The sequence below is a fragment of the Cystobacter fuscus DSM 2262 genome (assembly GCF_000335475.2).
GTDB classification, from domain to species: domain Bacteria; phylum Myxococcota; class Myxococcia; order Myxococcales; family Myxococcaceae; genus Cystobacter; species Cystobacter fuscus.
In genome coordinates this window covers 112,519-135,153 of record NZ_ANAH02000001.1, presented here as the reverse complement: position 1 = coordinate 135,153, position 22,635 = coordinate 112,519, and the positions used below count along the sequence as shown (strand labels likewise).

Here is a 22,635-nt window from a genome sequence, read left to right as displayed (position 1 = left end):
CCTCGGGCTTCATGCCACGCTTCCTGTCATTTTTGAGATGCATTAGTGTGAGGGGAACCCCAGAGCCCTGCTCCAATTGCTCGATACGCATCGAACGAGCATGGGCGGCAAGGATTTCTGCTGTGCGCCTCGCGGCTTCATGCCACGCTTCTTGTCATTCTTGAGATGCATTGATGACAGGGCCGGGTAGGAGCGCGATGAGGCGCACCTCTTCGCCGATATGGAGAGTTCGTGAGTCACGCGAAGCCTTGCCCCCCGAGGCGCTGGGTGAGAGACGTGCGTCTGGTTCTCGTGGCGGCGCTGTTGTTAGCCTCGGTCTCGTTCGCCCAACCCGCCGGTCTTCCGGTCTTCGACCTGGAGCGCCTGGAGCTGAATCCCAGCGGCAAGGGCTCACTGGTGTTGGGGTCGGGAGAGCTGTTGCCCCGAGGAGGATTCCGCCTCTCGGTCGCGGGCCATTACGAGCGCAACCCCCTGGTGTTCTACCTGGATGGAGTCCGCAAGGGCGCTTTGGTGTCGGATCGTGCCATGGCGCACGTGTTGCTGGCCTGGGCTCCGCTGCGCTGGCTGGAATTGAACGCCCAGCTGCCCCTGGTGGCATGGCAGCGCGGGGACGACCTGCGGACCGAGCAGTTGGGCACTCCAGCCACGACGGGCTTGGGCACGCCCGTCTTCCGGGTACTGCTCGGCGTGGCCTTCGGGCGCACTGAGCTGGCCTCCAATGTCGCGCGCTTCAATGACGAAGGGAACCCAAGATCATGACTCCATTCATGCGGAAGTGGCTTCCCGCCGTGGGCCTGCTGGCCCTGGGCCCATTACTGGCTCGGGCGGAACCCGACACCTTCGGACTGGGCTCGGGACGCGACGGGGCGCTCACCGTGACCGGGTCGAACACCGTCATCAACGCCTACGCGCCCCTGACAGCCCCCGCGGCTCGCAAGGCCACCTCCTTGGAGGTAGGCGCTTGTCTCGCGGACACCTGCTTCGCGCAAGGCGACCTGGTGCTCGTGTATCAGGTCTCGGGCCTCTCGCCCGCTCCCGCGTCTGGAGACCCGGGTCCCGTGGACGTGAACACCAGCGGGGCGGGGCGTTGGGAGTTCGCGCGGCTGGCCGAGGTGACGCCCTCGACGCTGCGGCTGACCGCTCCCCTCGTCCAGGACTATCCGGCCAACCTGAGCCAGGTCATCCGCGTGCCGGAATACACCACTGTCACCGTTCCCGCGGGTGGGAGCCTCACGGCCGCTCGCTGGAATGGGAGCGTGGGCGGCGTCGTCGCGTTCCTGGCCACCGACGAGGTGAACAACCAGGGCTCCATTTCCGCGAGGGACTCGGGTTTCCGGGGCGGTCAGTACGTCGCCAATGAATGGGTGACCCGGGGCTGTATCGAGCTGGACGAGGGCGTGCCCAATGGCGCTCAAAAGGGCGAGGGTCTCGCGGGGGTGAGCCGTTATGGCGCCTCCCAGACCGGGCGGGGCAACGTGGCCAATGGCGCGGGCGGCGGCATCTGCTTCCGGTCTGGAGGCGGAGGGGGAGGCAACGGCGGTAGCGGCGGGCAGGGTGGACGCTCGGACGCGAACGATGGTGGGCGGGACGTAGGAGGAAAGGGAGGGGCGGCCGTCTCCGCCCCCTTGTTGACCCGACTCCTGTTCGGCGGGGGCGGCGGCGCGGGCCATGGCCCTTCCACATCATTCGGGGGAAGCGGCGGGGCCGGAGGCGGGGCCGTCTTCCTGCGAGCCCGCCAGCTCATGGGTGGGGGGGTGCTCGACGCCTCGGGCGGTTTGGGGGGGTCGGCCTATGAGGGGAGCGGTGGCGGTGGCGCAGGTGGCGCGCTCTACGTGCGCATCGTCAGGTCGGCCGGGTGTCACATCGCCGCCGTGACGGGTGGTATTGGTGGCTCCTCGCCCACCCCGCGGGTCGGTCCGGGAGGAGGAGGCGGCGGGGGACAGGCGCTGTTCCAGTCCGAGCCGGGAGCCAGTTGCGAGATCCTCTCCATGGGGTCCTCCCCCGGAGCACAGCAAGACGCCAGTGCGTATTCCTACGGTGCCCAGGCGGGTGTTAACAGCACGCCTATCAAGCTGGCCTACGGTTTCATCATCCCCACGCCGCCCACCGTGGTCACACCTCCCAACGGGACCATCACCAACAACGTGCGTCCCCGCATCACGGGCACCTCCGCGCTCTACCCGCAGCGGGCATCACCCAACACCGAGATCCTCCTCCTCATTGATGGAGAGGAGGTCGGCCGGGTGTTGTCCGATGCCTCGGGGAGTTTCTCCTTCGCGCTTCCCCAGGACCTTGCCGAGGGCTCGCACACGGTGCGGGCCGTTGCGGCGGTGGATGCCGTGCAGAGCCTCGACAGCACGCCCAGTACCTTCCTCGTGGACATCACGCCCCCGGACACCTTCGTCTCTGGGCCCCAGGGGACCATCCATGAGCACAACCCTCGTTTCGAATTCGGATCGAGCGAGGAGACGGTGACCTACACGTGCAGCTTGGATGGGGGGGCATTCAACCCCTGTCCGGCCTCGGGCATCTTCACGGACGTGCCCGATGGTTCGCATACAGTGAGGGTGCGTTCCCGGGACCGCGCGGGCAACGAGGACGACAGCCCCGCCTCCTGGCACTTCCGCGTCGCGGCTGCTGATCGCGCGTCGATCGGGGATGGATTCGGCTGCTCAGCCCCAGGCCGGGACACGTCGATGCTGTGGCTCAGCTTGTGCGCGCTCGCCGTGGGCCTGCGACGTCGGCATCTCGGACGCTGACGTCCTCGTCGGCGAAGGTGTCTCCGGCGAAGGTGTCAAAGGAATCGTATCGACACCTCGCCCCTACGAGTCGTCTGACACACTGCCCGAGTTGGTTCACCCGTCACCGCCGTGGGAGGAGCGCCTCCACGGCGCATTGGACGCCTTGGACCGTGAGCGCCATGCGTGCGTAGTCGAGCCGATCCCAGGTGTCCTCGGCCGTGTGGTAGCCGGGGTTGCGGAACAGGGCGGTGTCGGTGACGAGGACGGCCGGGTAGCCCTCGTCCCAGAAGCTCGCATGGTCGGAGAAGTCCACGCCGGTGAGCGAGCGAGGCGCGGCCAATGACTCGGTGGCCAGGCCCTCCCGCGCGCGCAGGGCGTCGTGCACGGTGGTGATGAGGGCCTGTTCGTCGGTGCGTCCCACCACGGCGATGAACTGGCCTCGGGAGGGATAGCGCCACTCGAGCGCGGCCACCGGGTAGCGCTGGCTGTTGGGCGCGTCGGAGAAGTAGCCCAGGCTCTCCAGGGAGATCATCGCGCGCACCTTCACCCCCTGCTGGCGCAGCGCCCGGGCGTGGACCTTGCTGCCCATGGTGGGTTGGCGGAAGTGGGGAGGCTCCTCCAGGGTGAAGCCCACGAGGTCCACGCGCATCGGCGGGGGGCGCGCCCCGAGCAGCACCGCCAGTTCCATCAGGCCCGCCACCCCACTGGCGTTGTCATCCGCGCCCGGTGCTCCTTCGGCCGCGTCGTAGTGCGCGCCGATGACGAGCCGCTCCCCGCTCTCCGGTCCGAAGGTGGCGACGACGTTGCGGTAGCGTGTTTCCCCCACCGAGTATGGCTCCGAGCGCACACGGCCGCCCGCGCGGGTGAGCGCCTCGGCGAGGTAGTCCGCCGTGCGCTCCAGGTTCTCCGGGTGCAGGTGATCGCGAGGCACGAAGGTCTCGCTCAGGGTGCGTACATGCGCCTTCAATCGCTCGGGGTCCACGTGGCCGGGAGTGCACGGGCTCGCGCTGCTCTCGGGCTCCGACGGCGCGCGGCCCACCCCGTACCCTACGGCGGCGAGTCCTCCCAGTCCCATGGCCACGAGGATCCACCCCATCCGCTTCCTGCTCTCGCGACGCTTCTCCATCTCGACCCCCCTCGAAGGTCTTCTCGGGAGCCATGATGCAACCCGTGCGTGGGGCTTCCCACTTGAAAGAGAACCAGGCTTGGCTGGAGGCGTGCCAGGACGGCGGCCCCTCGTCGGCAAGGGCGGCATTCGACGCGGGCCACGTCACCTGAGCGAATCCAACTGCCCGATGCTCGCGCGCTTGGGCAACACCAATACGAACTCGGTGTACTCTCCCTCCGCGGAGGTGAAACTCAGACCTCCGCCGTGACCCTGGACGACGATGTCGTGGCTGATCGACAGGCCAAGCCCTGTCCCTTCGCCTGGCGGCTTGGTGGTGAAGAAGGGGGTGCAGATCTTCTCTCTCACCGACGTGGGGATCCCCATCCCATTGTCGCGAATGCGGATCTCGAAACGCTCGCCCAGATCCTGGGTCGACACCATGAGCTGGGGCGTGAATCCGCTGCCTCGCGTCTTCTTCTTGGCCGCGAGCGTGTAGAGGGCATTGTTGGTGAGGTTCAGGATGACCCGCCCGATGTCCTCCGGTGCGATGGACACGCTCCCGAGTGACTCGTCGTAGTGGGCGAGGAGCGTGGGCATGACCATCTCGCTGCCGGCACGGACCTTCCGGCCGCTCATGGCCAGGCTCACGTGCTCGCGCACCAGTGCATTGAGCTCCACCTGCCGGATCTTCCCGGAACCCGTCCGCGCGTGCTCGAGCATCGCGCGGACGATCCGGTCCGCGCGCGCGCTGTTCTCGCGGATCTTCGTCGCTCCCTGCGAGAGGTCATCCAGGATCTGCTCCACGTTCTCGGGTCTCGCCTGCTTCGGGTCCTCCCGCTGGTGCTTGAGCTCCTCGCGGAGTTCCGCGACCAGCGATACCGCGGACTCGGCGAAGTTGCTCACGAAGTTGAGCGGGTTCTTGATCTCATGCGCGATCCCGGACGTCAGGCTGCCAAGCGACGCGAGCTTCTCCTGGAGGATGAGCTGTTTCTGCGTGTCCTGGAGGCGCTGGAGTGTCTCGGACAGCTCCCGCGTCCGCTCCTTCACCCGCATCTCGAGCGTGTCGTAGAGCTTGGCGTTCTCCAGCGAGATGGCGGCCTGGGCGGTGAGCAGTTCGAGTACCTTGCAGCGCTCCGGGGTGAAGGCATTCGCGAGCAGCTCGTTCTCCAGGTAGAGGATGCCCGCGCGCTTCTTGTGGTGGATGATCGGCATGCACAGCACCGACTTGGGCCGGTTCGCCGCGATGTAGGGATCCGAATCGAAGGAGGTGGCGGTGGAGGCGTCATCGAGCACCACCACCTCCTGGGTCCGTTGCACGTAGCGCACGATGGCCTCGGAGAAGGCGACGGGGGTCTGCTCGAGGCTCTCGTGCAGCGTGACGCCACCCGGCCCGTCCTTCGACGGCTGCTTCGCCACGGCGACGAGCGGACGCTCGTCCTCGAGGATCAAGACGCCCCAGCGTGCCCCGGCGTTCTCGATCACGATCTGCATCAGCTTCTCGAGCAGATGGGTGAGGACCCGCTCTCCGGAGATCGCCTGCGAGGCCTTGAGCACGCTCACGAGGTCGAGCGCGCTCGAGGGGTGGGTGAGTTCGGAAGTCGTGGTGTCGGACACCTTGGACGGCGCGCTGGACATCGTCACCGTGCGCAGCTCCGGGAAGGTGCGGTCGAGCTGGGCCACCTTCGCCTCGGCTCCCCAGAGGTGGTAGAGGTGGCGTGCCTTGGCCCTGAAGAGCCGCGCGACCTCGTGCTCTCTTCGGCCCGCGAGGAACGCGGCGAACAGCTCCGTCGCGAGCGCCTCGTCGTTGCGGTATTCGTGCTCTCGGGCGAGCTCGATGGCGCGGTAGTACTCCTCCCGCGCCAATTCCACCTCGCCGAGCACGCGGTGGCGCTCCGCGGCCATCAGCGCATGCTTCGCCCCGTTGTTCATGGGCGCGTGCTCGGCCCAGATCTTCATCTTGGCCAGCCCGTCCTCCACGCGTTTCACCGTCTGTTCGCGCTCCTCTGTGGACATGCCGGAGTAGAGCGCCAGGCGCACGAGCGAGTCGAAGAAGTAGAAGGTGGGAACCGCGTGGGTGGCCACCGCCCCCCCGAGGTAGCGCTCCGCCATCACTGCGTGAGCGAGCGCTTCGGTGTGACGCCCGAACAGGTAGCAGAGTTGCGTTTTGCAGGTGAAGAGAGCGGCCAGGCTTGAAACGTGGTTGGCCTCCAGGTGGACGGGGAGCTGCTTGTCCTCGTCGTACGCGGTCCCGATGAGGCGGCATGGGTCGGCGGATACTCCCCTCAGGTTCAGTGCGGTCTGGCATGAAATCCTTGCCATGTAGAGCGCGCTCTCCTGCTTGATCTGAGCAATGGCCTGGAGCCAGCCACTGGAGCTTCGTTCGAACTCCGCGAGATCCAGGCCCAGGAAGCGGGCAGTACCCAGGCCCGCCTGTGCCGCCCAACCCGCGAACTCGAGATCTCCGAGATCCAGTCCAGTCCGGTAGACCTCCTGGAGGCCGCGGAAGCTCTCGCGTGCGTGTTCCTTCCAATGGCGGATGAAGTAGTGCCAGAGGTAGAGCGTGCGGGGAACGTACTCCCTTGCGTCGTAGCGCTCGAGCACCCGCAGTGACAGCTTGCCGAACGCATAGGCGGATTCGATGTCACCCCTCATGCCGAGCAGGACCATTCCATACGTGCCGTAGCCGTACGCCACCGCTCCGGTGTTGCCGTACTTCACCGCGATTTGGATCTGGCGGAGCACGAGTAACGGAAAGAGCAGCCGATCGCCGATATACGCGGCGGAGAAGATGATCGCGAAGATGCGCGTGGCGGCGAGCATCACCGGATCCGTCATGGGGGGAAGCTCGATGAGCTCTTCAATCCGGCGCTGCCCCATGGCCGTCCTGAGCTTCGTGATTTCGATGCGCACATGCTCGGGCGTCGGCTGTTCGGGGAACATGATGCCCAGCAGCGCGAAGATCCGGCGCGCGGTGCGAACCGCCTCCTGGAGCTGGTTCTGGACCGTGCAGGCCCTGATCTTGACCTCGTAGACCTTCACCAGATCGAGCGGACTCCGGGCGTACTCGAGCACCTGGTCCGCGTGGTGCTCCATCCGCTCGAAGTCCGTGCTCATGAGGCTCGCCTCCGCCGCCTGGGTGTGGAGCGCGAGGGTCAGCGGGTAGTGGCGCGTCCAGCGCTCCTCGCCGAGGAGCGCGAGCCCCGCCTCGAGATAGCGCATGGCGGCGGTGCGCGCGGCCGAGGACTGCGCCTTGCGTCCCGCGAGGAGGTTGAGTTCCGCGAGTTCGTCGCGCTCTTCCTGACGGGAGAGCAACTCCGAGCCGAGGTTGAGGTGACCCACGATGGTGAAGAGCTGCTCGTCCCGAGCCTCGGGCGCGAGTCCCGAGAGCATCAGCCGGCCGATCCGCAGGTGGAGTTCGCGCCGCTGCCCCTCGGGGAGCCACGAGTAGGCCGCTTGCTGCACGCGATCGTGCAGGAAGCGGTAGGCGACCTTCTCGCCCGGGGCCGCCGGCTCACGCGAGTGGCCCGTCACGAACCCCTCGGCGACGGAGCGGTCCTCGATGAACTTATAGGCGTCGTCCAAGGGCAGGATCAGACCCTCGCGCAGCCCGGCCCAGAGTGAGTCCGCCGTCTCCCGGGGAGGGCGGGCATCGACGAGGGTGAGGGTGTTCAGATCGAAGGTGTTGCCGATGCAGGCCGCCAGACGCAGGACACGCTGGGTGTCTTCCGGCAGCTTCTGGATCTTCGCCGCCATCAGCTCGACGACATTGTTCGTCATCGGTGTGCGGGAGATGCGGTCCATGTCCCAGGTCCAGCGGCGCGTTCGCTCGTCCAGGACGATCATTCCCGCCTCGTTGAGGGACAGCAGGAACTGCCCGAGGAAGAAGGGATTGCCCCCCGTCTTGTGGACGGCGAGGTCCGCGAGCGGTTCGACGTCCGGCGCGGCGCTGCTCAACGCCTCGGCGAGGATCTGGATGCAATGCTCGCGCAACAGCGGACCCAGGGTCAGCGTGCTCAGGGTCGCGCCGTCCTCGCGCATCCTGGCGAGCATGTGGACGAGCGGGTGCGAGGCATCGGTCTCATTGTCGCGATAGGCGCCGAGCAGGAGCAGGTACTTCGTGCTCGCATCCGTCGTGAGCCGCTCGATCAGCTCGAGCGAGGGAAGATCGGCCCACTGGAGGTCATCGAGGAAGACGACGAGCGGGTGCTCCGGCCCGGCGAAGGTCCGGACGAAACTCTCGAGGGTCCGGGTGAAACGGTTCTGGGCCTCGGCGGGCGGCAACTCGGGGGCCTTCGGCTGCGCTCCGACGATGAGCTCCACCTCGGGCAGCACGTCGATGAGCAACGAGATGTTCGGTCCCACCGCCGCCAGGAGCTCCGCCCTCCACCTCGCCAGGCGCTCTGGCGGCTCGGCGAGCAACTGCCGGATCAGCTCCTGGAGGGCCTGGATGAGGGAGTCATAGGGAATGTTCCGGTTGAACTGATCGAACTTGCCGGAGACGAAGTAGCCCCGGCGCTTCACGATCGGCTTGTGCACCTCGTGCACGAGCGCGCTCTTGCCCATCCCGGAGTAACCCGCGACGAGCACCAGCTCCGTCGCGCCTTCATTCACCCGGTCGAAGGCCGCGAGCAGCTCGTCGAGCTGCCGCGTGCGACCGTAGAGCTTCTGCGGGAGCTGGAACCGCTCGGAGACGTCACCCTGTGCGAGCTCGAAGGTGGAGATGGTTCCGGTGGTGAGTACCTCGTCGAGGCATCGCTGGAGATCCATGGCGAGCGAGAAGGCGCTCTGGTAGCGCTCCTCGGCTCGTTTGGAGAGCAGGCGGAGCAAGATGTTGGAGAGGGTGACGGGCAACCCGGCAACCCGCTCGCACGGCGGCACCGGCACGCGGGCGATGTGGCAGTGCACCAGCTCCATGGGATCGGTCGCGGTGAAGGGGAGCTGCCCGGTGAGCAGCTCGTACAGGGTGACCCCGAGCGAGTAGAAGTCGGTGCGGTAGTCGAGCACCCGGTTCATGCGGCCGGTGGCCTCTGGCGACAGGTAGGGGAGGGTTCCCTCGAGCACGTTCGGGTTGAGGACGGTGGGGGTCTCGCGCGACAGCTCGGTCGCGATTCCGAAGTCGATGAGCGCGAGCTTGTCGGTGTCGGAGTTCCAGACGATGTTGGAGGGATTGATGTCCTTGTGGATGACGTGGCGCCGATGGACACGCCCCAGGATGTCCGCGAGCCGGATCGCCACGCTCAACACATGTGGAAGCTCTAGCGGGCGGCTGGACAGCCGTTGTGCGAGCGACTCCCCCCCGAAGTCCTCGAGCACGATCGCCGTGCTCGTTCCGAATCTCTCCAGTCCGAAGACTTCGATGACCCCATCCATCGCAACGTCGCGGGTGAGCCGGTACTCCCGGTGAAGCCGGGCGACCTGCTCCGTGCTGGGGAAGTCCGCGTGCAGCACCTTGAGGATCACGGGCCGCTGGTCGGCGGTCCGCGTCGCCCGGTAGATGCGCGATTTCGTGCTGGTGAACAGCGTCTCCCGGATCGAATAGCTCGCGCTCGAGTTCATGGGCTCAGTGTTTCCCCCGCCAGACGCCGTTGGGTTCGAGAGGAGCCCATCTTCTCGCAGTCCGCTTCGCTCTTCTATGAACCGCGTCACAGCACGTGGGGCGCGGGAGCTGGTAGGGCGCTGGTGTTGGACGCCGCTGGGGGCTCGGAAGCAGCCGGTTGCCCTCTCAACCCCCCTCGGAGGGCTCTCGGGGGGGACGATGCGACCGGAGCGCTGGGCTTCCTTTCGCTCAGCGCTCGTTCCACCTCATGGGCCGGTGCAGCCGGTGAGCTTCGCCGAGGCCCAATCCGCATGGTCCTTGCCGTTGCTCCCGAGGTCGTCGACGACCAGGCGCAACTGGGTCACGCCCGTGACATCGACGCTCACGGGGAGCGGCGCGCTGCTGCCCGTCACGGTCGGGGACTTCCACAAGGACTTGCCGTCCCCGATGACCTCGAACGTGACATCTCCCCGATCCCCCACCTCGTCGTCCACGCCGACGATCGCGGTGAAGGACTCGCAGCCCTTCAGGGTCACCGTGACGGACGAATCCGCGTGCGTGCCGAGGCCCTTGGCGTGCTCGGTGCCGCCCACCGTGAGCGGACGCCCGTCGCCGGCCGCCTGCTCCCCGTTGGACATGTCCCGCTCCACGGGGCCCCAGGCGTTGGTGCTGGCGTCGAAGAGCATGTCGCTGACCCACTGCTCGCCAGCCACCGGCGGAGGAACCGGACGGCCGACGAAGCGAACGTCGCTCGCCGAGCGGGCCGCGCCTGCTTGCACGTAGGCGGCCGTCGCCCTCAGCAGCGCGGGCGGGGATGCCGGCGTGCGGCCCGTGGAGGGGACCGTGACCTTCCAGGACGTGATGCCGTCGGGGGTGGTACCCGTCGGCTCGGACGTCCAGCCGCTGGGGACCTCCAGGGTGAATCGTACTCCCGTGGCCGCTGGCTCTCCCGAGGGAACCTCCAACCGCGCGGTGGCCGTGAAGGACGCACCATCCTCGGCCTCCGCGGGCAGTTCGAGCCGCGCCGTGGTCGCCCGCTGCTCGGTGTAGCGCACTGGCGCATACGAGGGGCTCTCCACGTCACGGACCACGAGCCCCGTCACGGCGTTCGCCTTCGCCACGAACTCCACCGGGCCCGGTCCCGCGCCGTCGTCGCTCCACACCGCGAGCGCGAGCGTGTTCTTCCCGCGATGGCGCAGGAAGCCCTGGGGGAGCGAGAAGTCTCGCTGGGGACCGACGTCATTGACGTACTGACCCAGGTTGTAGCCGTTGACGAAGATCAACGCGCGGTACTTGGGGGCCGTCTCTCCGCCGAAGCGCAGCGCGATGGGGATGTCCTGTCCCTCGGGGAGCTCGAGCTGGACCTCCGTGCGGTACCAATGGAGGCCCGGGGCCACCGTCGCTTGCGGCAGGGTGGCGGACTCCCACGTCTCGTCGGGGAAGCCCGGCAGGGTGTAGCCGGCCCGCTCTCCGTGCAGTCCTCCATTGTTCTGGGGCCCGGTCAGCGGCTCGACGAGGCTCTCGCCGCCGCGTGCACCCTGGATGCGCCAGGAGATCACCGACCCGGAACCCATCATCTTCGCCGCGAGCAGACCCCGGGGGTTCTTGTGTCCGTCGTTGCTGCCACCATCCTCGTTGTGCCCCATGTTGCGCACCAGCACGGAGAGCTGGTTCTCCTGCCCCGGCTCGAGCAGCCCACTGGGGAAGGGGATGTCCTTGCTCGAGTTCTGTGCCTGGGGGCTCGTGCGCACCGTGCCGAGGTAGGTGCCGTTGAGCCAGACAGCCCAGGCTCCCGCCTTGCCGGTGCCCGCGGTCAGGGAGATGCCCGTCTCGTCGCCAACGGCCTGGAAGCGCCCGCGATACCAGACGTCTCCATAGTGGAACCCGTAATCGTCGGCGTAGAGGACGGGCAGGGTGGAGGGCTTCGTCGGGTTGTTCGTCGTCGTGCGATCGGCGACGAGCCATGCCGAGTCATCGAAGGAGGGAGCCGCCTCGGGCTGATCCACGGTGTGCTTCCAGGAGGTCAGCGGAGGCAGTGTCACCGGCTGGGGACCGGGCACGGAGAGGACCTTGGTGCCGTACTCCGTCTCCGACCAGGTCTGCTCGCCACGGTTCCAGGTGAGCTGACAGAACGAAGCACCCGCCCAGAGTTCGATGTCCGCCGCCGCGCTGACGTCGCCCACGAGCCGGAGGGCGGCGTCATCCTGCTGGACCTCGCGGATCAACTGTGCGCCGCGGACGAGCACCGGGCCGCGTGCGGTGTGGGCCGTCCAGAAGGTCGAAGCGGTGTCGCTGTCGGCGAGCAGGAGCTCCAGCGGTGCGCGGCCTTCCTCGGTGACGCGGACCCGGGCGAGTCCGTCCGCGGACCAGTTGAGGCGCAGGTCGTTCTTCGAGCTGTCCCACGTGGAGGTGACGCCGCCAGAGAGCACCTGGACGGAGGGCTCCGCCGTGTAGCGCAACACCAGCTCCGCGGCCTCGCCCTTGCGCGTGTGGAGCACGGCGACGTCCCGCTCGCCGATGCGCTGGTGCGTATAGATTTCAGCGGTGGAGTAGACGAGCCGCTGTGCGCCCAGGTCGTATCCGGCGACGAGGATCTTGTAGTCCTGGCCGTTGATCGTCAGCGCCGTGTCCGCTTGCTGCGGCACGGTGTAGTCGCCGTCGGAGACCCGCACCCGCAGCGTGGTGTCCTGGCGCGAGACCGACTTGATGTTCTCCTGCCGCACGAAGAAGAACCTCGCCCCGGTGACGGGATTGACGTCTCCGTCGACGTGGAGCTCGGGGTTGCTGTGTTCCACCTGCTCCGGAAGGTTGTCGAGCTGGCGCAGGTCCGCGACGGCGTCGACGAGGTAGCCCTGCTGCTTCAGCGGGGGAATCTTGTTCGTCTGCTGGCGGTACTCGTCGAAGGCCGCGTGGTAGTCATACGACGTGTAGACGACGTTGGGGTCCGCCTGCCAGCCCCAGTTCGTCCCGCCGTAGAGCATGTAGAGGTTCTGGATGGTGAAGTGGTTGTTGATGTTGTTGCCGTAGGTGATGCGCTCGAACGTGGGCCCGTACGCGTCGCGGTTGTCCTCGTACAGCTTGCCTCCCCAGGGTTGGAACCACCCGCCCTGGAACTCCGCCCAGAAGAACGGCCGGTCCTCGACACCACACCGGGGGGGCGTGAACTTCTCGCCATGGCGGAGGAATTCGTAATCCGTGACGGAGGTGCCTGGGTAGGTGTCGGTGGCGTAGAGGTCGGGCGCCCCCTTGCCGCACGCCCAGCGCAGCTCGCGGCCCTTGTCGTTGTGGAAGAGGGGCACCGTGATGCCATCCGCGCGGACGGCGGCCTTGAGCTCCTCCATGTAGTTCTGCGCGGTGCCGTCCGTCCGGTCGTACTCGTTCTCGATCTGGTAGAGAATCACCGAGCCTCCGCCGTCGGTGAGCTGGTGGCGGGCGAGGATCGGGTTGATGGCGTCGAAGTACTGCTCCCACGCGGCCTGGTAGTCGTCGGCATCGCTGCGGGCACGCCCTGCCTGCGTCTGGAGCCAGCCGGGGAAGCCACCGGAGTCGACCTCGGCGTTGATGTATGGACCGGGCCGGGCAATGACATAGAGGCCGACCTCCTCGGCGATGTCGAGCAACCGCTCGACGTCCCGCACGGAGCTGAAGTCATACACTCCGGGTGCTGGCGAGTGGTACGCCCAGCTGAAGTAGAAGGAGACCGCGTTCATGCCGATCGCCTTGTACTTCTGGAGCATGTCCCACCAGAGGTCGGGGTTGGGCAGCCGGAACGGGTGGAACTCGCCGGACCAGATGTACTCGCGCTTGCCATCGATCATCAGCGAGTACTTGTCGTAGGTGATTTGATGGGGCTTGCCATCACCGAAGGCCTCGACCGCCGCCCCATACACGGGCACTCCCGCACCAGGAGGGCTCTCCGGGGCCTCGCCTCCGCAGGTGGGTGGCTGGGGGTCGGGTGGTGGCTTCGGGGGCTTGTCACACGAGAGCGAGGCCACTGACAGCGCCGCCACCCATGAGGCCAGCATCGTTCCGCCTGGCCAGCGTGTCCTTCGGGGAGTCCGTCCGCCTGCCTGATGCTTCATGTGTGATCCTTCTCCCGCCGATGTCTTCAATGAATTGACATACGGCGTCATGGTGACGTGTGGCGTCATCCGGAGCCGCTCATGCCGCGGAGCCACGGCTCCAGCACGAGAGAGAGGAGGGATGCCGCCCCGTGTCTTTGTTTCCAAGCCACCATACACCACGGCTCGCCGGACGATTGACTCCCGCCCATCGTCGACACCCGAGCGTCGGACCTTGGACGTTCAACGCGGGCCTCGACCCATACGCCATGCCGTTGTCGGTTTCACCCCGTTGCCGAGCCGCTCCTGGAGTGGGGCCAGGTCTTCACGGTGTGTTAGAGGAGCCCCTGATTCCGTGCACGCACTCACGCGTGCCTTGCTCGAGGAGACTCATGCTCTCACGTTCTTTCGCTCGTACCTTCCTCGCGGTGGCAGGTGTTGCCCTGGCCTCATGTGGGGGGCCGGCCTCGGAGGAGACTCTTCCCAGGGACTGCACCATGGAGACCGATACCTCCCTGCTTCCCACGTTCGTGCCGGCGCCCATGGGCTACGCCGTGAAGTACGAGGTCATCGGAAGCGGCGAGGGCACGATCACGAAGATCACCTACCGCGATGGCTCTTCCACCCCGGCGGTCGTGGAGAATCCGACCTTGCCGTGGACGAAGACCGTCACCCTCTTCCCCGGCGCGAACGTGGGCATCGGGATGGAAGGCTCGGTGACCAACGGGCGCTTCGAGGTGAAGTACAACGGGACGCTGAACTCCACGTCGGGAGGGAGCAGCGACGCTCAGGTGACAGGCAGCAGGGTGTGTGAACAGCAGATCAGCTCGAGCACGAGCGCGAACTGACCTTCCCAACGGGAGTAGGGCCCTGACGAAATCCATCAGGGCCCCACATCCATCAACCGGATATCGTTACCAGCTCAGCACGTTGCTCTGGCTCACGCGGCAGGTCGGGGTGTTCCACTGGCTCTTGCCATTGTTGACCTTCGTCGACTCGCCATTGTGATCCGTGACGCCGATGAACTCCGTGCAGATCTTCGGCTTGTCCGTCGAGGCGTTGTAGCCGCCCTTGACGAAGAGGTTGGTGATCGTGACCGTGTCGCCGTAGTTCTGGTTCGCGCCGGCGGTGGCCGACTTGATGCCCTCGACCTTGACGTTGTCGAGGATGAGGTTGCGCGGACCGCCGTTGGCCGTGCAGTCGCCGCAGGAGCGCCAGAGCTTGCCGAAATCGCTGATGTAGGAGTTCTTGATGATGGTCTTGGAGTTGCCCTTGGCGTTGTGCTGGAAGACCTTGTCGGTGGCGTGCAGGGCGATGACGTGGTTGAGCGTCATCGTCGCCCCGTCCTTGCTGTTCGTCGCCGCGTCCTCGCAGACATCCTCCCAGTAGACGTAGTCGAGCGTGCAGCTGCCCAGACAGACGATTCCATTACCGCCGGCGGTCCCGCCCGCGATGATGAGGTTCTTGACCGTCACTCCGTCTTCGACCTCGAACACCGTCGGCTGGCCTTCGCCGTCACATGACTTGGTGCTCTTCACGCCGATCTTCTTGTTGGCGAAGTCGTAGACGTCCGAGCCACCGTTGGCGGCGTTCTTCAACCGGGTCGTGCTGCTCCGGATCTCGCCCGCCGAGCCGTTGCTGGGCGTCGGGATGGTGGTCGCGATGGTCTCCAGCGCGCCAGTCTGCTCGCTCAGGAGCTCTTCTTCCGCCGTCATTCCTCCGTCCAGGCACCCGGTTCCGAAAACTCCCATGGCGAGCAGCAGGGCAGGGGTACGCAGTGTCTTGGATGTGAACATGATTGGCATCTCCTTGTGGTCCGGCGGTTGGAACTGATGACGCACTCGGCCAATTTTCACGCGCGATGAGGTGCGCGGGACCCCTGGTCGAGGAGGGCTGAGATTCGCGGAATCAGCGAAATCATCTGTATACCAGGCAAAGGCCGAATTCAATGGGAAAACGTTTTCGTGCGATGCGTCAATGAAGGGGGATGAGGGGGGATTTCCTTTTCCGGGTGGACGGCCGATTGGGTGGACATGCGACATCGTCGGCAGCGATTGCCTGCCGTTGTCAGGAATCTGTTCGCATCTCCGGACCTGCAACCCGGGGGACGTACAAGTGGGGGCTGCCCCGCCCGCTCGGAGGCCTTGCGCGGAGAGGGCCCCTCCTGCTCGACATGCCGTGGGGCCGGCGTGGCCCTGGCTCAGGTCAATGTCGTGGACTTCCCACGGGAGCGCCCGGGCTGGTGGCTTGACGGTGTCGCATTCATGCGCACCTTGGTCTTGGACGGGCGGAAAACGTTTTCCAGGATGCAATGAGTGTCGGGGCTCGCGGAACATCCGGGGGGCTGCGTTCCCCCCGGATGACGGGCTCACGGCGTGGTGGTTTCCCGGCTAGCGGGGAGTGCAGCCGGCGCCGGGCGTGGAGGCCACGACCGTGTTCAGGTGCTGGAGATAGTCGTTGCGGATGGGCATGGTGCCCTCGCTCCCCGCGTGCTCGCCAATGATATAGGTCTCGGACTTGGGCAGGCCCACGGCCGCGTAGGCGCCGATGTCCGTGGTCGCGTTGCCGTACACGCGGACGATGTCGAGCCCGACGTCCTCGAGCAGGTAGGTGAGATAATCGGTCTTGTATTGCTCGGTGTCCGGCGGGATGGGACCGTCCCCGTAGGGGTTGGTGTGCACGTGCCCCTCGAGCAGGCCCTGGTAGTCGATCCACTCGCGCGTGTCCTTGGTCACCCAGTACGGCCGGGCCGTCAGGTAGACGATCTGGTAGCCCAGGGCCGCGTAGCTGTTCACCACCTCGACGGCATGCGCGTAGGCCTGGGCCGTGCTGACGCCCAGGTAGTCGCCGACCGCCTCGAAGTCATTGAGCGTCAAGGTGCCGTCGATGTCGAACAGGACGGTCTTGCGGCCCGGTTCCACCACGGAGACGAAGCCGGTGGCCGAGCTGAGATCGCCCTCGACGATCATCTTCACCCGGTACTCGCCCACCGGGCGGGTGAGGGGCACGTAGACCTTGCCATCCGTGTCCGTGCGGTACTTGCCGACGTACTCCCAACCCGGCGTGAGGGTTCCCATGATGTAGACATGGACGTCCTCGTCCTCGAGATCCTTGTGGAAGACGCCGCCGTAGTCGAACTTGCCCATGACCGTGGCCGGGGTGCCCACGGGGACGATCTGGTCATGCACCATGTGATAGGGCGGATTCGTCCAGGACAGGATCTGGCTGCCCGAGTGCCGGAAGCTTTTGCGCGCCGGGCCCTGGAGCGCTGGGGGATTGGTGACCGAGGCATAGTCCGGGCAGGTGAGCTGCGCGGACGCGGAAAAGGGAACAGCACACAGAGTCCAGAGCATCAACGCCAGCCGCTGGGTCACGAGTCGTGTCACGAGGAACTCCTGGTTGGGGGGTCTGGCCTCATACCCCTCGACGTGGACAGACGTCCCCCGACATCTCGCGTCATGGCACTATCAGACATGACGTCATGCGTCATCGTGCCGGACGGCGTGCTGCTGTTGCGAATACGTTGCAAAAATATCGGTGTACCAAATATGACCTGTCCCCTGGGGCATGGTGCCGTGCCGCCCGGCCTGTCGCGTGCGGGGACGAGTGGAGGCAGGCATGCTGGAAGCCAACAAGCTCTGAACGTGGGTGATATTGGGTATGGGATTGTTGACGTCTCAGGTGGAGCTCGGGAGCAGGGGCGCTGGCTTCATCGTCAAGGAGGGTCTTCGGTTCAAGGACTTGAACAAGAATGGCCAGGTCGAGGTCTACGAGGACTGGCGGCGGACTCCTGAGGAGCGGGCGCGGGATCTCCTCGGCCGGATGACGCCGCGGGAAAAAGCGGGCGTCATGATGCATGGAACGGCTCCCACCCAGAAGACGGAAGGCGTCAGCCGTTATGACCGGGCACTCGCCACCCGGATGATTTCGGAGAAAGGGGTCAACAGCTTCATCACGAGGCTGGAGGGCAATGCCCGGCTCCTCGCCGAGGAGAACAATGCGCTGCAGGAGATCGCGGAGGCGACGCGCCTGGGCATTCCGGCCACCCTCAGCACGGATCCCCGCAACCACTTTCAGTTCACGTTGGGCGCCAGTGTCGCCGCGGGGAACTTCTCCCAGTGGCCAGAGGCGCTCGGGTTCGCGGCCATCGGGGACGAGGCCCTGGTGCGGCGCTTCGGAGACATCGCCCGGCGGGAGTACCGTGCTGTAGGTATCCAGGAAGCGCTCTCTCCGCAGGCCGATCTCGCCACTGAGCCGCGCTGGGCTCGCGTCCATGGAACCTTCGGCGAGGATGCCGACCTCGCCAGGACGCTCGTGCGAGCCTACATCGAGGGCTTCCAGGACGGTGGCAACGGCATTGGCAAGGGCAGCGTGGTGGCCGTCGTGAAGCATTGGGCCGGCTACGGCGCCGCGAAGGATGGCTTCGACAGCCACAATGCCTACGGCCAATACGCGGTGTTCCCGGGCAACAACTTCGAGTACCACCTCAAGCCCTTCGAGGGCGCGTTCGCCGCGAAGACCGGCGGGGTGATGCCGACCTACTCCATCCTCCAAGGCGTCACCTTGAATGGTCAGCCCCTGGAGCAGGTGGGCGGGGGCTTCAACAAGCAGCTCCTGACGGAGCTGCTGCGAGGCCGGTATGGTTTCGACGGCGTCATCCTCTCGGATTGGGCCATCACCAACGATTGTGATGAGGCGTGCCTCCATGGCGCGCCTCCCGGGCAGACTCCCTCCTTCGTGGGGTTTGGAACTCCCTGGGGCGTGGAGCACCTGTCCAAGGTGGAGCGCTTCGCCAAGAGCGTGAACGCAGGGATGGATCAGTTCGGTGGCGTCGATGACCCCGACGCGCTCGTGGAAGCCGTCAACGCCGGCCTGGTGACCGAGGCACGCCTGGATGAGTCGGTGTACCGGATCCTGCTGCAGAAGTTCCAGCAAGGCCTGTTCGAGAACCCCTACGTCGACGTGGAGCGGGCGGGCGAGGTGGTGGGCAACTCCGCCTTCCAGGCCGAGGCGACGGAGGCCCAGCGGCGCTCACTCGTCCTGCTGGAGAACAAGGACAAGCTGCTGCCGCTGGGGGCCCACATCCGCAAGGTTTACCTCCATGGCATCGATGGCGCCGTCGCCGCCGGGTATGGGCTGACGGTCGTCAACACCCCCGAGGAGGCGGATGTCGCGATCATGCGGACGGTGACTCCGTTCGAGACGCTCCATCCCCAGTACGTGTTCGGACTCCGGCAACACGAAGGCAACCTCGCCTTCGAGGAGGGCAACGCCGACCATGAAGCCATCCAGCGCGTGAGCGCCCATGTGCCCACCATCGTCACGGTCTACCTGGACCGCCCGGCGATCCTGACGAACGTGAAGGACAAGGTCAGCGCGCTCCTCGGCAACTTCGGCGTGAGCGATTCCGCGCTGTTCGATGTCTTGACGGGCAAGGCCTCGCCCCAAGGCAAGCTGCCCTTCGAGCTGCCCTCGTCGATGGCGGAAGTGGAGGCGGGGCGCTCGGACATGCCGCACGACACGGCCCATCCGCTCTACCCCCTCTTCTTCGGGCTGCGTTACTGAGCCCCCGTCGGGGCGCGGTCTACTGGGGGGCGTGGCGCCACCGGGCGAGCAGTTCCCTCATCCTGTCCACGAAGAAGAGGGGGATGCCCGCGAGCAGGTTGCCCAGCGGCCGGCGCGAAATCCCAGGGTGGGCCCGGTTGGGCGCACCCCTCTTGGCGATGGCCCAGGTGGTGCCCAGTCGCGTCAACTCCTCGCGGTCCAGGCGCTGCTCCAGCGTGACCAGGAGACGGTCCTCCTCGTCGCGGACGTCCACGCGCAGCAAGGGGAAGAGCTCCCTGGCGCGCGCCTCGAAGCCTGCCTCACCCGGCTCGAACGTCTCCATCTCCTTCAGGAGTTCGTTGATGCGCTGGTGCCGTGATTCGATCTCCGACGTGATGGCCTCCGCCGAGGTCATCACCCGGCGCGAAAACGGGAAGAGCACCGTCTCTTCCGCGAAGGCGTGGGTCGTGACCAGGTTCACGATCTCCCTGAACGTGTCGCGGCGCCCGATCGGCGTGGCGCGCTCATGGCGTTGCAGCAGCTCGTCGAGAAGCATGTGGTCACGCTTCTGCAGGTCGATGATCGTGTCGCTCATGCCGTCTCCACGGTGGTCCCCTGGCGCAGCGGGTGCGTACCGGGGAAGGGTGAGTCCAAGCGCAACCTGCGCACCTCCGGGGCGCGCGTCAGGTGCCCGCTGGCGGCTTGCCCACTCAGGTGGGCGCCGCCTCGCCGGTGGTGGCCTGACCCGCCGGTCTGGCTTCCCGGCGCAGGGCGAAGAGCGCCAGATCCTTCTCCTTGGCCTCCATCATCAGGTCCGCCGGTCCATCCAGCGCCGCCACCACCGCCCGGAAGTCCCCGGGGTCCACACGGTCCGCGTGTGCTCCCGGCCTGCCCTCTGGTTTCTGGCTCGCCAGGTGGAACTTGGGCCGCAAGTCCAATACCCGCCACGAGGCCGCCGACTCGCGCAGCAGTTGCTCCAACGGCCACTCCGGCTCCGAGGGCTTGATGGTGTTGTGAAGGTTGTCCGCGAGCCAGGGCAGTCCCTGCTCCCGGGCCAGGGGGGCGACCTCGCGCGCGCTCCAGATCTTGTCGTCATGCTCGAGGACGATCCGATTGCGCAACGCCTCGGGCATGGCGTCCAGCATGCGGCGCGCGTTGTCCAGCGCCTCGGAGCGGCTCGGCGCGGCCCCTCCGAGGTGGAGGACCACGCGCGCCTCGGGCCCCTGGCCGAGCAGATCCAACACGCGGGCGCTGTAGCGCAGCTCGGCGAGCGCGGCGTCACGCACCCGCTGGTGCACGCTCGTCAGCGAGGCCGCCGCGGGCGAGGGGTGCAGGGACAGGCGCTGGCGCGAGCGCCGGGCGATGCGTCCCAGGCGCTCGAAGTCGCTCGCCCGGGTCCGCCACCACGGCAGCGTGTTGACGGGATGCGAGCCGAACGGGATGAGCGACGAGCCGATCCGGAACAGCTCGATGCCATGGGCCTCGTTGAAGAGGAGGATCTGCTCGAGTTCGGAGAGGTTCAGCTCGATGAGCTCCTCCAGCCGATGAGGGGTGGCACTGGCGAGTCGGCACGTGTGGCTCGCTCCCAGGCCGAGCGAGAGGCAGTTGGCCACATAGCCGAGACGGTAGGTCGAGAGTCCTTCTTGCACCCCTCTAGGATTCGTCCGGAGGGGCGGCTTGCCCAGGCTCGCTGAACCCGGCGGACAGGCGGCCGGGTTCGTCGGGGGCTCGCTCCCTCCGCCGCTCCGCGCACGTCCCACCCGTCATGGCCCGTGGGGGCGCGGCGAGTCGTCAGCGCTGGGCGTTCATCTTCCGCAGCAGCTTGGCCGCGCGGTCACGGACGTTGGCGTAGGGGTCCGAGCTCGCCGCCTCCTCGAGGAAGGGCGCCGCGGGGGCCCCCACCTCGCGGGCGAGGAAGTCCGCGCATCTCGTGTGGAAGCCATCGCTCACCAGGCAGCGGATGACATCGCGGATGAGCTTCGCGTCCGTGCGGTAGGCCTCGTTGTTGCGGATGGCCGCCCCATAGGAGGCGAGGCCATCCGCCCAGCGGAGGTTGTCGAAGTTGACGTGCCCCTCCAGATAGGGGGCATAGGCGCTCCGGGGGTACTGCGCGCGCAGGCTGGCGAGCGCTCGGAGCGACTGATCCCTCCGCCGCTCTCCCTCCTTCACCCAGCGTTCGATCTGCTCGATGTTGGGCAGGTCCTCGGGCGGGACGGACCTGTCGTCGGAAGCGGGCGGAGCGCCCTTCGCGGCGGAAGGCGCGCTCGTCCGCCAGAGGAACGCCGCGCCGAGGCCGACCAGGAGCACGCCCGCGGCCCCCATGGCCAGCATCGGCCGCTTGCCCCGGGCGGGCAGGGGTGCTCGCGACTCGGGCGCCACCATCGGCTGGGGCCGGCTGGACACGGTGGCCTCCTGGCCCGAGGACGGGGCGGGCCGGCTGGGCATGGTGGCCTCGTGGCCCGAGGACGGGGCGGGCGTGTGCGCCTTCACCCGGGGTTTCTCGGACGAGGAGTCCAGGTCCGGGAGCGCGTCCAGCGCGGCGGCGAAGTCCTCGGCCGACTGGAAGCGGTCTCCGGGCCGTTTCGCCATCGCCTCGCGGACCACCGCCTCCAGTTCCTGGGAGAACCCCGCCCCGGGCTGGATGCTGCCCAGGGAGGGCGGCGCGTCCTCCTGGTGCTGGCGCATCACCTCCGTCATCCGCTCGCTGTCGAAGGGCTTGGCCCCGGTGAGCAGTTCGAAGAGGAGCACGCCGACGGCGTACAGGTCCGTCCGGGCATCGATCTCCCCGGCGCGGATCTGCTCCGGGGCCATGTAGCTGGGCGTGCCCACGGCCAGTCCCGTGGTCAGGCCCGAGACCGTGTCGCGCAGCTTCGCCAGCCCGAAGTCGAGGATGCGGATCTGATCGCCCAGCCCCGTGGCCTCGGCCAGGATGAGGTTGTCCGGCTTGATGTCCCGGTGGACGATGTTCTGGGCATGGGCGTGGGCCAGCCCCGCGAGCACCTGCCGCACGATGCCCACCGCCCGCTTCACCGGCAGGGGTCCGCTCTCGCGCAGCACCGTGCGCAGGGGCTGTCCCGTGACGAAGTCCATCACCATGAAGGGGGCGCCATCCTGCACGCCGAAGTCGATGACCGAGACGCAGCACGGGTGGGACAGCCGGCTCATGGCCTGCGCTTCGATCTGGAAGCGCCGCTGGAAGCTCTGCTCCGTCGCCATCCAGGAGTGGAGGAACTTGATGGCCACGGCCCGGCCGAGCTCGATGCGCTCGCCGCGATACACCACCCCCATGCCTCCCGCGGAGAGCCGCTGGAGGATCCGGTAGCGCTCCTGCAAGACAGTGCCAATTCGAGGGTCGACGACAGCGGTTGATTCCATGGTGCTTGGGGGGACAGCCTATCAGGCCCGCCCCCTTCGCGGGTGAAGGCGGCCACGGACAGCGGAACGTGGTACTCACCAGAGGAGGGGCGTCGGCATGGGCGCGGCGCGATCAGCGCGAAGGGAGTGGTCCGTGTTTGTCTTTGTCCGGGATCGCGAGCGGCCCCGCTCTCCCTCCCGTGGGGACCGAGCGTATTCCCCGCGCTGGAAGCGCATGAAGGGACTCCTGTCCACCGGGCAGCCGGGCCAACTTTCAGCCTGTCGACACTT

12 protein-coding genes are annotated in these 22,635 nt (G+C 67.0%); 4 read left to right on the top strand and 8 right to left on the bottom strand.

Features of this window, described 5'->3' with window-relative positions:
* Nucleotides 1–276: 276 nt before the first annotated feature.
* Together D187_RS00505 and agmC are read left to right on the top strand one after the other, a co-directional pair.
* Nucleotides 277–759: a hypothetical protein gene (locus tag D187_RS00505; RefSeq protein WP_002630012.1), complete on the top strand. Its 483-nt coding sequence runs from the start codon at nucleotides 277–279 to the stop codon at nucleotides 757–759.
* A complete protein-coding gene (gene agmC, locus D187_RS58630; protein ID WP_020917695.1) occupies nucleotides 756–2,759 on the top strand; it encodes an adventurous gliding motility protein AgmC in 2,004 nt (667 codons plus the stop codon). The genes D187_RS00505 and agmC overlap by 4 nt, the downstream gene beginning before the upstream one ends.
* Before the next feature lie 103 nt (nucleotides 2,760–2,862).
* Here agmC and D187_RS00495 read toward each other — a convergent pair whose 3' ends face one another.
* From D187_RS00495 to D187_RS00485, 3 genes are all read right to left on the bottom strand, one after another.
* The gene (locus tag D187_RS00495; RefSeq protein WP_002630014.1) at nucleotides 2,863–3,867 is read right to left on the bottom strand and encodes a M28 family peptidase; all 1,005 of its coding nucleotides are present in this window, start codon (nucleotides 3,865–3,867) and stop codon (nucleotides 2,863–2,865) included.
* Nucleotides 3,868–4,011: 144 nt separating this feature from the next.
* Nucleotides 4,012–9,405, bottom strand: a complete 5,394-nt coding sequence (locus D187_RS00490) for a trifunctional serine/threonine-protein kinase/ATP-binding protein/sensor histidine kinase (RefSeq protein WP_002630015.1) — start codon at nucleotides 9,403–9,405, stop codon at nucleotides 4,012–4,014.
* 246 nt (nucleotides 9,406–9,651) lie between these two features.
* Nucleotides 9,652–13,410, bottom strand: a complete 3,759-nt coding sequence (locus D187_RS00485) for a beta-galactosidase (protein ID WP_162159604.1) — start codon at nucleotides 13,408–13,410, stop codon at nucleotides 9,652–9,654.
* Between the two features lie 533 nt (nucleotides 13,411–13,943).
* Between D187_RS00485 and D187_RS56295 the strand changes: the two genes are divergently transcribed.
* Nucleotides 13,944–14,294 (top strand): MmpS family transport accessory protein, encoded by a 351-nt coding sequence (locus tag D187_RS56295; RefSeq protein WP_002630017.1) that lies wholly within the window; start codon nucleotides 13,944–13,946, stop codon nucleotides 14,292–14,294.
* A 66-nt stretch (nucleotides 14,295–14,360) separates the two neighbouring features.
* Here D187_RS56295 and D187_RS00475 read toward each other — a convergent pair whose 3' ends face one another.
* Both D187_RS00475 and D187_RS00470 read right to left on the bottom strand, forming a co-directional pair.
* Nucleotides 14,361–15,242: a pectate lyase gene (locus D187_RS00475; protein WP_020917692.1), complete on the bottom strand. Its 882-nt coding sequence runs from the start codon at nucleotides 15,240–15,242 to the stop codon at nucleotides 14,361–14,363.
* 594 nt (nucleotides 15,243–15,836) lie between these two features.
* Nucleotides 15,837–16,832 (bottom strand): lipin/Ned1/Smp2 family protein, encoded by a 996-nt coding sequence (locus tag D187_RS00470; protein WP_002630019.1) that lies wholly within the window; start codon nucleotides 16,830–16,832, stop codon nucleotides 15,837–15,839.
* 274 nt (nucleotides 16,833–17,106) lie between these two features.
* Between D187_RS00470 and D187_RS00465 the strand changes: the two genes are divergently transcribed.
* Nucleotides 17,107–19,011, top strand: coding sequence for a glycoside hydrolase family 3 protein (locus D187_RS00465; protein WP_002630020.1), 1,905 nt, complete (start codon nucleotides 17,107–17,109; stop codon nucleotides 19,009–19,011).
* 19 nt (nucleotides 19,012–19,030) lie between these two features.
* On the opposite strand, the gene D187_RS00460 is transcribed toward D187_RS00465, so the two are convergent.
* The 3 genes from D187_RS00460 to D187_RS49225 form a co-directional block, all read right to left on the bottom strand.
* Entirely contained in the window at nucleotides 19,031–19,585 is a 555-nt protein-coding gene (locus D187_RS00460; protein WP_002630021.1) for a hemerythrin domain-containing protein, read from the bottom strand.
* A gap of 115 nt (nucleotides 19,586–19,700) precedes the next feature.
* Nucleotides 19,701–20,639, bottom strand: coding sequence for a UV DNA damage repair endonuclease UvsE (gene uvsE / locus D187_RS00455; protein WP_002630022.1), 939 nt, complete (start codon nucleotides 20,637–20,639; stop codon nucleotides 19,701–19,703).
* Nucleotides 20,640–20,781: 142 nt separating this feature from the next.
* The gene (locus tag D187_RS49225) at nucleotides 20,782–22,365 is read right to left on the bottom strand and encodes a serine/threonine-protein kinase (RefSeq protein WP_081713501.1); all 1,584 of its coding nucleotides are present in this window, start codon (nucleotides 22,363–22,365) and stop codon (nucleotides 20,782–20,784) included.
* Between the last annotated feature and the right edge of the window lie 270 nt (nucleotides 22,366–22,635).